1 protein-coding gene is annotated in these 14,648 nt (G+C 78.8%); it reads right to left on the bottom strand.

What is annotated here, in order from left to right:
- Positions 1 to 6: 6 nt before the first annotated feature.
- The gene (locus KSE_RS36320) at positions 7 to 14,472 is read right to left on the bottom strand and encodes a type I polyketide synthase (protein WP_041293991.1); all 14,466 of its coding nucleotides are present in this window, start codon (positions 14,470 to 14,472) and stop codon (positions 7 to 9) included.
- Between the last annotated feature and the right edge of the window lie 176 nt (positions 14,473 to 14,648).

Here is a 14,648-nt window from a genome sequence, read left to right as displayed (position 1 = left end):
TCTCTCTCAGACGTTTCCGAAGTCGGTGTCGATCAGGGCGAACAGCTCGTCCGCCGTGGCCGTCTCGGCCACCGTGGCGGTGTCGGCCGCCGCCCCGGGGGGTGCCGTCCGGCCGCCGCCCGCCGCCCGGCCGGCCGGTGGGCCGGCCCGCCGGCGCCAGTCGCGCAGCATGTCGTCCAGCCGTTCGCCGACCCCGTCGCCGTCGTCCGCCCCGGGCGGGGCGGCCGTGAGGAGGGCGGCCAGCCGGTCCAGTTCGGCCAGCAGCGGTGAGGGCGGTTCGGGCACCGCGGACAGTTCGGCGTCCAGGTGGGCGGCGAGCGCCTCGGGCGTCGGGTGGTCGAAGACCGCCGTCGGCGGAACGGCCAGGCCGGTGGCCTCGGACAGCGCGTTGCGGAACCGCACCGCGAGCATCGAGTCGAAGCCGACCTCGGCGAAGGAGCGTTCCGAGCGCACCGGGCCGGTCCCGGTGTGGCCGAGGACCGCGGCCGCGTGCCGGATCACCAGGTCGAGCACCGCCTGGCGGCGGGCCCGCCGGTCCAGCGGGGCCAGCCGGGCGGCCAGCGGTACGGCGGGGGTGGCGTCGCCGTCGCCCGCGCCCGCGCCTGCGGGTTCCTGGGCAGCCGGGGTGGCGGCCGTGGCCGTCCGGCCCGGGGTGGCCAGCCAGTAGCGGTCGCGCTGGAAGGGGTAGGTGGGCAGCAGGAGGGGTGCCGGGCCGTCCGGCCCGGGGCCGCCCGTCCAGGGCGTCCAGTCCACCGGGCCGCCGCCGGCCGCCCACGCCTCGGTCAGCGAGGCCAGCAGCCGGTCCCGGCCGCCGTCGCCGCGCCGCAGCGTGCCGACCGCCGCCACCTCCCGCCCGGCCGCCGCGGCCACCTCCTCGATCCCGGCGAGCAGCACCGGGTGCGGGCTGACCTCGACCAGCAGGGTGTGGCCCGCGTCCAGCAGGGTGCGGGTCGCCCCGGCGAAGTCGACCGGCTCGCGCAGGTTGCGGTACCAGTAGGCGGCGTCCAGCGACTCGCCCGGGACGGGGGCGCCGGTCACCGTCGAGTACAGCGGGACGGCGCAGGCGCGGGGGCGGATCCCGGCGAGGGCCGTGCGCAGTTCGTCCTCGACCTCGGCGACCTGGGCGGAGTGGGCCGCGTAGTCCACCGGGATCGCCTTGGCCCGGACGCCCTCCCGCTCGCAGGCCGCGAGCAGGGCGGCCAGCTCCGCGGGCTCCCCGGCGACGACCACCGCCCCGGGGCCGTTCACCGCGGCCACGCAGGCGCGCCCGCCGGCCGGCAGCAGGCCCGTGGTCCGCTCGGCGGAGGCGGCGACCGACACCATGCCGCCGCGGCCCGCCAGCTTCAGCAGCGCCCGGCTGCGCAGCGCCACCACGAGGGCGGCGTCGTCGAGCGACAGCGCCCCGGCGACGCAGGCGGCGGCGATCTCGCCCTGGCTGTGGCCGACGACCGCGTCCGGGGTGACCCCGGTGGCGCGCCAGTGCGCGGCCAGCGCGACCATCACGGCGAACAGCACCGGCTGGACGACGTCCACCCGGTCGAGTCCCGGTGCGCCGGGCGCGCCGCGCAGCACCTCGGTCAGCGACCAGTCGGTGTGCGGGGCGAGCGCCCGCTCGCAGTCGGCGACGGCGGCGGCGAACGCCGCCGAGGCGTCGAGGGCCGCCGCGGCCATGCCGGCCCACTGCGAGCCCTGGCCGGGGAAGACGAAGGCCGTGCGGCCGCCGCGCGCCCGGTCGCGCACCGCGCCGGGGACGGGTTCTCCCGCCACCAGCGCGTCCAGCCAGTCGAGCAGCGCGGCGCGGTCACGACCGGTGGCGGCGGCCCGGAAGGGCAGGGCGGGTCGGGTGGTGGCGAGGGCCCGGGCGGCCGCGGCGGCGCCCGCGCCGGGGTCGGCCCGCAGGTGCTCGCCCAGTCGGCGGGCCTGGCGGCGCAGGGCCTCGGGGGTGGTCGCGGAGAGCAGCCACGGGACGGTGGCCCCGGTCTCCTCGGCGGGTGCGCCGTCCGGGCCGCCGGGCGGCGGGCCGTCGGCGGCGGGGGCCTCCTCCAGGACGGCGTGGGCGTTGGTGCCGCTCATGCCGAACGCGGAGACGCCGGCCCGGCGCGGCCGGCCCCCCTCCGGGGCGTCCCAGGGGCGGGCGTCGGCGAGCAGCCGCACCGCGCCGGCCGACCAGTCCACCCGGCTGGACGCCTGCCGGGCGTGCAGGGTGCCGGGGAGCACGCCGTTGCGCAGCGCGAGGACGGTCTTGATCACCCCGGCGACGCCGGCGGCGGCCTGGGTGTGGCCGATGTTGGACTTCAGCGAGCCGAGCCACAGCGGCCGGTCGGCGGGCCGGTCCTGGCCGTAGGTGGCCAGCAGGGCCTGGGCCTCGATCGGGTCGCCGAGGACGGTGCCGGTGCCGTGCGCCTCGACCAGGTCGACCTCGGCGCCGGAGAGGCGGGCGTTGGCCAGCGCGGCCCGGATCACCCGCTGCTGGGCGGGGCCGGACGGGGCGGTCAGCCCGTTGCTGGCGCCGTCCTGGTTCACCGCCGTGCCCCGGACCAGGGCGAGCACCGGGTGCCCGAGGCGGCGCGCGTCGGAGAGCCGCTCCACCAGCAGGACGCCCACCCCCTCGCCCCAGCCCGTGCCGTTCGCGCCGTCGGCGAAGGAGCGGCAGCGGCCGTCGGGCGACAGGCCCTGCTGGCGGCTGAACTCGACGAAGACGTCCGGGCTGGCCATCACCGCGGCGCCGCCGACCAGGGCGAACGAGCAGTCGCCGGCCCGCAGCGCCTGGCCCGCCAGGTGCAGGGCCACCAGCGAGGACGAGCAGGCCGTCTCCACGGTCACGGCGGGTCCGCCCAGGCCGAGGGTGTAGGCGACCCGGCCGGAGGCGACGCTGGTGACCGTGCCGCTGAGCAGGTGCCCCTCGACCTCGTCGGACGGGTCCTGCGGGCCGCTGCCGTAGCCCTGGGAGGCGACGCCGACGTAGACGCCGCCCTCGCTGCCGCGGAGCGACGCGGGGTCGAGCCCGGCCCGCTCCAGGGCCTCCCAGCTGGTTTCGAGCAGCAGCCGCTGCTGCGGGTCCATCGCGAGGGCCTCGCGCGGGGAGATCCCGAAGAACTCGGCGTCGAACTCGGCCGCCCCGTCCAGGAAGCCGCCGCCGGTGGTGTAGAAGGTGCCCGGGTGCAGCGGGTCCGGGTCGTAGAGGGCCTCCAGCGGCCAGCCCCGGTCGGCGGGCAGCGCGGTGACCGCGTCCACTCCGTCGGCCACCAGCCGCCACAGGTCCTCGGGCGAGCGGACGCCGCCCGGGAACCGGCAGGCCATCGAGACGATCGCCAGCGGTTCGTCGGCCGCCGCGGGTCCGTCCGGGCCGGCCGGGCCGGCCTGGTCCGTCCTGTGGGTCGGGCGGTCGGCGGTATCGGTCGGGTCGGCGGCGGCGGCCGGGGCCGGGCCGCCGAGTCCGGCGAAGAGGTGCGCGGCGAGGGCGGCGGCCGTCGGGTGGTCGAAGACGGAGGTGAGCGCGAGCGGCAGGGCGGTGACCGCGACCAGCCGGTTGCGGAGCTCGACGGCGGTGAGCGAGTCGAAGCCCGCCTCCCGGAACGGGCGGTCGGCCGCGAGGCCGACGGCCGACTCGTGGCCGAGCACGGCGGCCGCCTCGCTCCGGATCAGCTCGGTCAGCAGCTTGCGGCCCTCCGGCCCGGGCAGCAGGCGCAGCCGCTCCGCCCAGGACGGGTCGCCGCCCGGGGCGGGGGCGTCGGCGGCGGGGCCGCCGTCGGCCGTCCGGAACTCCTCGGCCGCGGGCAGGCCGCGCAGCAGCGCGCTCTCCCGGGCCGAGCCGAAGAGCGGCGCGAAGCGGCTCCAGTCCAGTGCGACGACGACCGGCTCGCCCTCGTCCAGGGCCAGCGCCAGGCCGAGCGCGGAGAGCGCCGCCGCCGGGTCCATCGGCAGCAGGCCGTGGCGGCGCAGGCCGTCGCCGACCGCGCCCTCGGCCATGCCCGGGCCGGCCCAGGGGCCCCAGGCCACCGAGGTCGCGGGCAGGCCCCGGCCGCGCCGGGCGGCGGCGAGGCCGTCCAGGTAGGCGTTGGCCGCCGCGTACGCGCCCTGGCCGCCGCTGCCCCAGGTGCCCGAGATCGAGGAGAAGAGGACGAAGGCGTCCAGCGGGCGGCCCTCGAACAGGGCGTCGAGGTGGGCCGCGCCGCGGACCTTGGCGGCCGTCAGTCGGGCCAGTTCCTCCGGGGTGCAGTCCGTCAGCGCGGTGTCCGAGGTGAGTCCCGCGGCGTGCACCACGGCCCGCACGGTGTCGCCCTCCTCGCGCAGCCGGTCCAGCACCCGTTCCAGCGCGGCGCGGTCGGCGACGTCGCAGGCCGCCAGGGTGGTGCGGGCGCCGAGCGCGGCCAGTTCCGCGGCGAGCTCCGGCGCGCCGGGGGCGTCGGGGCCGCGGCGGCCGAGCAGGACCAGGTGGTCCGCGCCGCGCTCGGCGAGCCAGCGGGCCACCTGGGCGCCGAGGCCGCCGGTGCCGCCGGTGACCAGGACGGTGCCGCGCGGGGTCCACGGCGCGGGCGCGGGGGTCGCCGGCTCCGGGGCGGGGACGAGCCGGCGGCCCAGCGGCCGCGGTGCGCGCACCGCCACCTGGTCCTCGCCGTCGAGTCCGGCCAGGACGGCGCACAGCCCGGCGGCGGCGGGGCCGTCCAGCGCGTCCGGCAGGTCGACCAGGCCGCCCCAGCGCTGCGGGTGCTCCAGGGCGGCCACCCGGCCCAGGCCCCAGACCCGGGCCTGCCCGGGGTGGACCCGCTCGGTTCCGTCGGCCGCGACCGCGCCCCGGGTGGCACACCACAGGGGCGCGTCGACACCGCTCGCGCCCAGGGCCTGGAGCAGCAGCAGGGTCCCGGCCAGGCCGGCGTCCGACGGTTCCCGGTCCGGTCCCCCGGCCAGCGCGAGCAGCGACAGGACGCCCTCCAGGGCGCCGAACTCGGGGATCAGCGCGGCCAGTTCGGCGCGCTCGACGGCGGCCCCGACCCGGGTCACCACCACGTCGGCGCCGTGTCCGGCGAGGGCCTGCTCGCAGGCGAGCGCGGTGTCCTCGACGCCGGGTCCGTCCGGGACGACGAGCAGCCAGCGGCCGGCCAGGCGGGGGGCCGCGGGCACGGCGAGCGGCTGCCAGCCGATCCGGTAGCGGTGCGGGTCGGCGGGGGCCGCCGTCCCCCGGCGGGCGCGCCAGGCGGCGGGGGCCGGGTCCGCCGCGGCCCGCGGCCAGAAGCGCCGGCGCTGGAAGGCGTAGGTGGGCAGGTCGACCCGCCGCACGTCGGTACCGCTCCAGCCCGCCGACCAGTCCACCGCCACGCCGCGCAGGTGCAGCGAGGCGAGTGCGGTGCGGACCGCGTCCGACTCGCCCCGGTCGCCGCGCAGCAGCGGCACCGCCCCGACCGGACCGCCGGGGGCGGCGGAAGCGGAAGCGGAGGCAGAAGCGGCCCCGGCTCCGGCCCCGGGCTCGGGCTCGGGCTCGGGCTCGGCGAGGCAGGCGTGGAGCATGCCGGACAGCACGCCGCCCGGTCCGAGTTCGAGGTACGTCGTGGCGCCCTCGGCCCGCAGTCGGCGGGCCCCTTCGAGGAAGCGGACGGTGCCCCGGGCGTGGCGCACCCAGTAGTCGGGCGAGCGGAGTTCCGCGGCCGTGGCCGTGCGCCCGGTCAGGTTGGAGACGATCTCGATGCCGGGCGCGCGGTAGGTCAGCGACTCGGCCACCTCGCGGAAGGCGTCGAGCATGCCGTCCATCCGGGCGGAGTGGAAGGCGTGGCTCACGCTCAGCCGCCGGGTGCGCCGGCCCCGGGCGCGGAACGCCCCGGCCAGGCGCAGCACCGCGTCCCCGTCGCCGGACAGCACCACGGAGGCGGGCCCGTTGACGGCGGCGATGTCCACCTCGTCGCGGTCCTCGCCGAGCAGCGCCAGCCGGACCTCGTCCTCGCCGGCCTCCACCGCCGCCATCGCGCCGCCGCCGGGCAGGTCGTCCATCAGCCGGCCGCGGGCGGTGACCAGCGCGCAGGCGTCGGGCAGGTCGAGCACGCCGGCCGCGTGGGCGGCGGCGAGTTCGCCGACGGAGTGCCCCATCAGCAGGTCGGGCCGCACGCCCCAGTGCCGGACGAGCCGGAACAGCGCCGTCTCCAGGGCGAACAGCGCGGGCTGGGTGTAGCGGGTGCGGTCGAGCAGTTCCGCGCCGGGGGTGCCGGGTGCGGCGAACAGGAGGTCGCGCAGGTTCAGGTCGAGGTGCGGGTCCAGGCCGGTCAGCACCTCGTCGAGGGCGTCGGCGAACACCGGGTCGTCGCGGTACAGCTCCGCGCCGGCTCCGGCCCGCTGGCTGCCCTGCCCGGGGAAGAGGAAGGCGGTCCGGCCGGGGCGCACGCCGTCGCCGGTGAGCAGCCGGCCCGCGGTGGTGCCGCGGGCGAGCGCGGCCAGCGAGCGCCGGACGGAGGCCCGGTCGCGGCCCAGGACGGCGGCCCGGTGGGCGAGCGGGGCCCGTCCGGTGGCGAGCGAGTAGGCGACGTCGACGAGTTCGACGTCCGGGTCGGCGTCGAGCCGGCCCAGCAGTCGGCTGGCCTGGGCCCGCAGGGCCTCCGGTGTCCTGGCCGCGAGCAGCAGCGGCACGGGCGGGCCGGTGCGGCGGGCGGTCGGGGTGACGGTGACCGCCGCGAGGGCCGTCGCGACGGCGGGGGGCTGCGCGGCGGGGGCGGCCGGGGTGTCGGTCCGGTCCAGGGCGGGGACGGCGGCGATCGCGGGCGCCTGCTCGATGATCGCGTGCGCGTTGGTGCCGCTGATGCCGAACGACGACACGCCCGCCCGGCGCGGGCCCCCGGTCTCCGGCCACGGGGTGTGCGCGGTGAGCAGCCGGACGCCGCCGGCGGACCAGTCGACGTGCGGGTTCGGCGTGCCGGCGTGCAGGGTGCCGGGCAGTTCGCCGTGGCGGATGGAGAGCACCATCTTCATCACCCCGGCCACGCCGGCCGCCGCCTGGGTGTGCCCGATGTTCGACTTCACCGAGCCGAGCCACAGCGGGCGGTCCGCCGGGCGCTCCGGTCCGTGGACGGCCTGGAGCGCCTGCGCCTCGATCGGGTCGCCGAGCCTGGTGCCGGTGCCGTGGGCCTCGACCGCGTCGATCTGGTCGGCGCGCAGCGCGGCGTCGGCCAGGGCGGCCCGGATGACCTGCTGCTGGGACGGGCCGTTGGGGGCGGTGAGCCCGTTGCTGGCGCCGTCCTGGTTGACCGCGGTGCCGGTGACCAGCGCGAGCACGGGGTGGCCGTGGCGCAGGGCGTCGCTGTGGCGCTCCAGCAGCAGCACCCCGGCGCCCTCGCCCCAGCCGGTGCCGTCCGCGTCCGCCGAGAACGCCTTGCAGCGTCCGTCGGCGGCGAGCCCGCGCTGGCGGCTGAACTCGACGAAGAGCCGCGGCGTGCTCATCACCGTCACCCCGCCCGCGAGGGCCTGCTCGCAGTCGCCGCGCCGCAGCGCCTGGACGGCCAGGTGCAGGGCCACCAGGGAGGAGGAGCAGGCGGTGTCGACGGTGAGCGAGGGCCCCTGGAGGCCGAGGACGTAGGACAGCCGGCCCGACAGCACGCTCGCCGTGTTCCCGGTCAGCAGGTGGCCCTCGGACACCCCCTCGGCGCCCTCCAGCAGCGCGGAGTAGTCCTGGCCGTTGGTGCCGATGTAGACGCCGACCTGCCGGTCCTTCAGCGCGGTCGGGTCCTGCCCGGCGCCCTCGACCGCCTCCCAGGCGGTCTCCAGCAGCAGCCGCTGCTGCGGGTCCATCGCGAGGGCCTCGCGCGGCGAGATGCCGAAGAACTCGGCGTCGAAGTCGGCCGCGTCGTGCAGGAAGCCGCCCCGCCTGCTGTAGGTGGTGCCGGCCCGGTCGGGGTCCGGGTCGTACAGCCCCTCGGTGTCCCAGCCCCGGTTCGCCGGCCAGTCGCCGACGGCGTCGGTGCCCGCGGCGAGCAGCTGCCAGAAGTCCTCGGGCCCGGCGACCCCGCCGGGGAAGCGGCAGCCCATGCCGACGATCGCGATCGGCTCGTTGCCGAGGGGGTCGGCGGAGTCGGCGGGGTCGGCGGGGCCGCTGGACACATCCGGCTGGTCCTGGTCCTGGTCCGGGTCCGGGGCGAGGTCCAGGGTCGCGAGCAGCCGGTCGGCCAGCGCCGACGGGGTGGGGTGGTCGAAGAGGACGGTGGCGGGCAGGGCCAGCCCGGTGGCGGCGGCGAGCCGGTTGCGCAGCTCCACTGCCATCAGGGAGTCGAAGCCGAGCTCGGAGAACGCCCGCGCGGGCTGGACCGTGTCGACGCCGGGGTGGCGCAGGACCGTCGCCGCGTGGGCCCGGACCAGTTCGGTGAGGGTCCTGAGCCGGTCCTCGTGGCGCGGCAGCGCGGCGACCCGCTGCCGCAGGGTGTCGGCGGCGCCGTCGCCCTCCCGGGCCGCCGGCGGCGCGGCGGCGTCCGGGGCGGCGTCCGGGGCGGGCCGGGCGGCCGTCGGGTCCGGCATCCCGTCGAGCAGGGCGGCGGACCGCAGGCCGATGCCCGCGGCGAAGCGCTTCCAGTCGACGTCGGCGACCACCACCAGCGCGTCGTCCGCGTCGAGGGCCCGGCCGATCGCGCTGACGGCCGTCTCGGGCTCCATCACCGGCAGACCGAAGTCCCGCAGCCGGTCGGCGACCTCGTCCGCCAGCATGCCGGGACCGGCCCAGGCGCCCCAGGCCACGGAGGTGCCCGGCAGTCCGGCGGCCCGGCGTTCGGCGACGAGCGCGTCGACGGCCGCGTTGGCGGCCGCGTAGTTCCCCTGCCCGGGGTTGCCCAGCACGCCCATCAGCGAGGAGAACACCACGAACGCCGACAGGTCGAGGCCGGCGGTGGCCTCGTGCAGGTTCCGGGCGGCGGTCAGCTTGGCGCGCAGCACCACGGCGAGCCGCCCGGGGTCCAGCGCGTCGAGCACGCCGTCGTCGAGGACGCCCGCCGCGTGGACGACGGCGGACAGCGGGCGGTCGGCCGGGAGGTCGGCGAGCAGGGCCGCCAGCGCGGCCGGGTCGGCGACGTCGCACGCCGCGATGGCCACCTCGGTGCCCAGCTCCGCCAGCTCGGCCCGCAGCGCGTCCGCGCCGGGGGCGTCGGCACCGCGCCGGCTGACCAGCAGCAGCCGCTCCGCGCCCTGCCCGGCCAGCCAGCGGGCCGTGTGCGAACCCACGCCGCCGGTGCCGCCGGTGACCAGGACCGTGCCCCGCCAGCGCGACCGGACGTCCGGGGCGTCGGCACCGGCCTTCGACCGCGCGGACGGGGCGGACGGGGCGGACGACGCGGGCAGCGCGGGCCGGAGGCGGCGGCCGTGCACCCCGGTGGAGCGCACCGCGACCTGCTCCTCGTCGGCCGCGGCTCCCGCGAGCACCGCGCACAGGCGGCGGGCGGCCCGCACGTCCAGCACCTCGGGCAGGTCGACCAGGCCGCCCCGGCGGTGCGGGTGCTCCAGCGCCAGCGTCCGGCCCAGGGCGGCGGAGGCGGCCTGGCCGGCCGGGCCGGGCCGCTCGGCGCCGCCCAGGACCGCCAGCCCCTTCGTCAGGATCCAGAGCCGGGCCGGGCTGCCCGCGCCGGCCTCCTCCGGGTCCGACGCCGACAGGCCCGCGTCCTCCAGTGCCTGGGCCAGCGCGAGTGTCAGCGCCGGACCGCCGGGCAGGTCGGGGTGGGCGGGGTGGGGGCGCTCCTCCCAGGACAGCAGGGACAGCACCCCGGCGATCGGCTGCCCCCCGGCGGTGTCGGTGAGCAGCGCGGCCAGCTGTTCGCGGGTCGCGCCCGGGTCGGTGACGACGCACGGGAGGAGGTCGGCCCCGGCCGCGCCGAGGGCGTCCAGGACGGCCGCCGCGGCGCCGCCCTCGGGCCGCAGGGCGAGCCAGCGGCCGGGGAGGCCGTCGGCCGGCGCGACCGACAGGGGCGCCCAGGCGACGTGGTAGCGCCAGGACTCCGCCTTCCGCTCGCGGTTCCTGGCGGAGCGCCAGACCGCCAGCGCGGGCAGCACCTCCGCCAGGGCGGCCCGGCCGACCCCGAGGACGTCGGCGAGCCGGGCCGGGTCCTGCCGCTCCAGGTCGTCCCAGCGGTCCTCGACGGGGGCGGCCGGGGCCGCGGGGGCGGGGGCCGTCAGCCAGTAGCGGGTGCGCTGGAAGGCGTACGTCGGCAGCTCGACCCGCCGCGCGCCCGGAAACGTCCCCGACCAGTCCACCCCCAGCCCGCGCTCCCAGCCACGGCCCACCGCACGCAGCACCTGCGCCGGGCCGCCCTCGCCACGGCGCAGCGTCCCCAGCACCGCGGCCTCCGCGCCCGCCGCCTCCACCGACTCCCCCACCGCCACGCCCAGCACGGGGTGCGGGCTGGACTCGACGAAGAACCGGTGCCCGGCCGCGAGGAGCGCGCGGGTCGCCCGCTCGAACTCGACGGTCTCCCGCAGGTTGCGGTACCAGTACTCGGCGTCCAGCGCCTCGGTGTCCAGCAGGCCACCGGTGACGCTGGAGTAGAACGGCACCGCGCCCGACCGGGGCGTGATGCCGTCCAGGTCGGCGAGCAGCCGCGCGCGGACCTGCTCCACGTGCGCGGAGTGCGAGGCGTAGTCGACCTCGATCAGCCGCGCCCGCACTCCTTCCTCGACGAGTTCCGCCACCAGCGCGGCCACCGCGTCCGCGTCACCCGACACCACCGTCGAGGACGGGCCGTTGACCGCCGCCACCGAGAGCCGGCCGCCGATCCGCTCCCGCACCGTCTCGACCGGCAGCGGCAGCGACGCCATCCCACCCCGACCCGCCAACGCCCCCACCGCACGCGAACGCAACGCCACCACCCGCGCCCCGTCCGCCAAGCTCAGACCGCCCGCCACGCACGCGGCGGCGACCTCGCCCTGCGAGTGGCCCACCACCGCGTCCGGGACCACGCCGTAGGAGCGCCAGACCTCGGCGAGGGACACCATCACCGCCCACAGCACCGGCTGCACCACGTCCACCCGCGCCAACAGCTCCTCCGAGCCGAGCGCCTCCGCCAACGACCAGTCGACGTACGGCTCCAGCGCCCGCCCGCACTCCGCCATCCGCCCCGCGAAGACCCCGGATTCGGCCAGCAACTCGGCCGCCATCCCGACCCACTGCGACCCCTGGCCCGGGAACACCAGCACCGAGCGGCCGGAGACCAGCCCGCCGCCGACCGCCACGGCGTCCCGGGCCAGTGCGGTCACGCCGTCGAGCAGGTCGCTGCGGTCCGTCCCCACCACCACGGCGCGGTGTCCGAAGGACGCGCGGCCGACCGCCAGCGAGTAGCCGACGTCCGCCGCGTGGAGGCCGGGCTCCGCCGCCAGGCGCGCGGCCAGCGCCGCCGCCTGGGCGCGCAGCGCCTCGTCGGTGCGCGCCGACAGCGGCCACGCCACCGTCCGGGGGCGCGGGGCCGCTTCCTCCACGGCCTCGGGCGGGGCCTGTTCGAGGATGACGTGGGCGTTGGTGCCGCTGATGCCGAACGAGGAGACGCCGGCCCGGCGCGGGCGGCCGGTGTCGTCCCAGGCGCGGGCCTCGGTGAGCAGCCGGCCGGCGCCCGCCGACCAGTCCACCTCGGGCGTCGGGCCGTCGACGTGCAGGGTGCGCGGCATGACGCCGTGCCGGATCGCCAGCACCGACTTGATCACGCCGCCGACGCCCGCCGCGGCCTGGGAGTGGCCGATGTTGGACTTCAGCGAGCCGATCCACACCGGCCGGTCGGCGGGCCGGTCCTGGCCGTAGGTGGCCAGCAGGGCCTGCGCCTCGATCGGGTCGCCCAGCCGGGTGCCGGTGCCGTGCGCCTCCACCACGTCGACGTCCGCCGCCGTCAGCCCGGCGTCCGCGAGCGCCGCCCGGATGACGCGCTGCTGGGACGGGCCGTTCGGCGCGGTCAGGCCGTTGCTGGCGCCGTCCTGGTTGACGGCCGAGCCCCGGACCACGGCCAGCACCGGGTGCCCGTTGCGGCGGGCGTCCGACAGCCGCTCCAGCAGCAGCATGCCCACGCCCTCGGCCAGGCCGAAGCCGTCGGCGGCCGCCGCGAACGCCTTGCAGCGCCCGTCCGGGGCGAGTCCGCCCTGCCGGCTGAACTCGACCAGCATGCCGACCGTGGACATCACGGTCGCGCCGCCGGCCAGCGCCAGCGAGCACTCGCCCGAGCGCAGCGCCCGGGCCGCCAGGTGCAGGGCGACCAGGGAGGAGGAGCAGGCCGTGTCGACGGTGACCGCCGCCCCCTCCAGGCCCAGGGTGTAGGCCAGCCGGCCCGAGGCGACGCTCCCGGTGTTGCCGGTCAGCAGGTGGCCGCCCTCGTCGGCGCCCTGTTCGAGGGAGGGGCCGTAGTCCATGGTCATCGCCCCGACGTAGACGCCCGTCGGGGTCTGCCGCAGGGTGGACGGGTCGATCCCGGCCCGCTCCAGCGCCTCCCAGGTGGTCTCCAGCAGCAGCCGCTGCTGCGGGTCCATCGCGAGCGCCTCGCGCGGCGAGATGCCGAAGAACCCGGCGTCGAAGTCGGCCGCGCCGGCGAGCGAACCCGCCTCCCGCTGGTAGTAGCGGCCCGGGGTGCCGGCGGCGGGGTCGTACCGTCCGGCGGTGTCCCAGCCCCGGTCGGCGGGCAGCGCGGAGACGGCGTCGGCGCCCGCCGCCACCAGCTCCCAGAGCTCGTCGGGGCTGCCGACCCCGCCGGGGTAGCGGCAGCCCATGCCGACGATCACCACGGGGTCGTCGTCCGCGGCCCGCCGCACCGGCGCCTGCGCGCCCGCGCGCGGCGCCGGCCGGTCGCCGCTGATCCGGGCGTGCAGGTAGGCGGCCAGGGCCGCCGGGGTCGGGCAGTCGAAGACGGCCGTCGCCGGGATGCGCAGCGCCGTCGCCGCGCTCAGCCGGTTGCGCAGCTCGACGGCGGTGACCGAGTCGAACCCGAGGTCGAGGAAGGCCAGGTCGGCGGGGACCGGCTCGGACCGCCCGGTCAGCGCGGCGATCTCCTCGTCCACCAGCCGCACCAGCGCGGCGCGGCGCTCCGCCGCGTCCAGGCCGGCCAGCCGCGCGCGGAACGCGCTGCCGCCGTCCCCGGCACCGTCCGCCCGGCCGGGCCCGTCCGGGGCCGCAGCCGCAGCCGGGTCCGGGTCCGCCGGGGCGGGCGCGGTGAGCGCCGCCAGGACGGTGGCGGGCAGCTCCGGCAGCCGGGCGGGCGGCGCTTCCGGCGCTGCTTCCGGCGCCGGGGTGACGCCGTGCACGTACAGGTCGCCGAGCGAGGTCAGGAACCGGCGCGGGCCGCCCTGGTCCCGGCGCAGCGTCCCGAGGACGACGGCCCGCGCGCCCGCCTCCTCCGCTTCCTCCGCGCAGTCGGTGAGGGCCGAGGTCAGCACGGGGTGCGGGCTGACCTCCAGCAGGACGCCGTACCCGTCCCGCAGCAGGGCGCCGGCCGCCTGCTGGAACCTGACCGGGTTGCGCAGGTTGCGGCACCAGTAGTCGGCGTCCAGGGCCGGGGCGTCCAGCCGTCCGCCGGTCAGGCCGGAGTAGTAGGGCAGGTCGGCCGGGCGGGGGCGGATCGGTGCGAGGTCGGCGCGCATCCGGGGGACGATCGCGTCGATGTGCGGGGAGTGGGCGGCCAGGCCCACCGCGATCCGGCGGGCGTGCAGCCCGGCGGTGGCGAGGTCGGCGAGGAGTTCGGCCGCGGCGTCGCGGTCGCCGGAGACGATCACGGAGCGCGGGCCGTTGTGGGCGGCGACGACGAGGCGGCCGTCCCAGCGGCGCAGCCGGGGTTCGACCTCGTCGGCCGGGGCCATCACGGAGACCATGTCGCCCTGCCCGGCCAGGGTCGCCTGGGCCTGGCTCCAGCGGGCGACCACCCGGGCGGAGTCGTCCAGGGAGAGCGCGCCGCTGACCGCGGCGGCGGTGACCTCGCCGACGCTGTGGCCGAGCACGGCGGCCGGTTCCACGCCCCGGGAGCGCCACAGCGCGGTGAGCGACACCGTCACGGCGAACAGCAGGGGCTGCACCACGTCGGCCCGGTTCCCGGCGGGCGCGCCCGGCGCGTCCGGGTCGCGGAGCACGTCGATCGGCGACCAGTCGAGGAACGGTTCCAGGGCCTGCGCGCAGGCGTCCATCCGGTCGCGGAAGACCGCGGAGGCGTCCAGCAGCTCCACCGCCATCCGGGGCCACTGCGCGCCCTGGCCGGGGAACACGAAGGCGACCCGGCGGTCCGCCGCCGCGACGCCCTCCACCAGGCCGGAGGTGCTCCGGCCGGCGGCGAGCGCGTCCAGCCGGCGCAGGAACCCGTCCCGGCCGCCGGCCACCAGCGCCGCCCGCCGGCTGCCCTCCGAGGCGGTGCGCGCGAGGGCGAGCGCGACGTCCTGGGGGCTCCAGTCGTCACGGCCGGCCAGGTACCCGTGCAGGGCGCGGGCGCCTGCCGCCAGCGACTCCCTGCCGCTGCCGGCCAGTGTCCACAGCAGCGGTGCTTCCGTACCGTCGGGGTGCGCCATCGTGTCTTCGGACTCCTTCGCGGCGAGCGGGTCCACCAGTCGCCGGACCGTGGCGGGCGCCCGCTCTCGCGGGTCGCGCACCGACCGGGACGCCTTCGTCAGGCCCGGCGCGTACCGCCGTCCGGCCTGCGACGTCGATCTTTCCCGCGTCGCATAGCGGCCCGATAGCGCAGGCC

The organism is Kitasatospora setae KM-6054, from assembly GCF_000269985.1.
GTDB lineage: Bacteria > Actinomycetota > Actinomycetes > Streptomycetales > Streptomycetaceae > Kitasatospora > Kitasatospora setae.
This window is presented reverse-complemented; position numbering and strand designations above follow the sequence as displayed.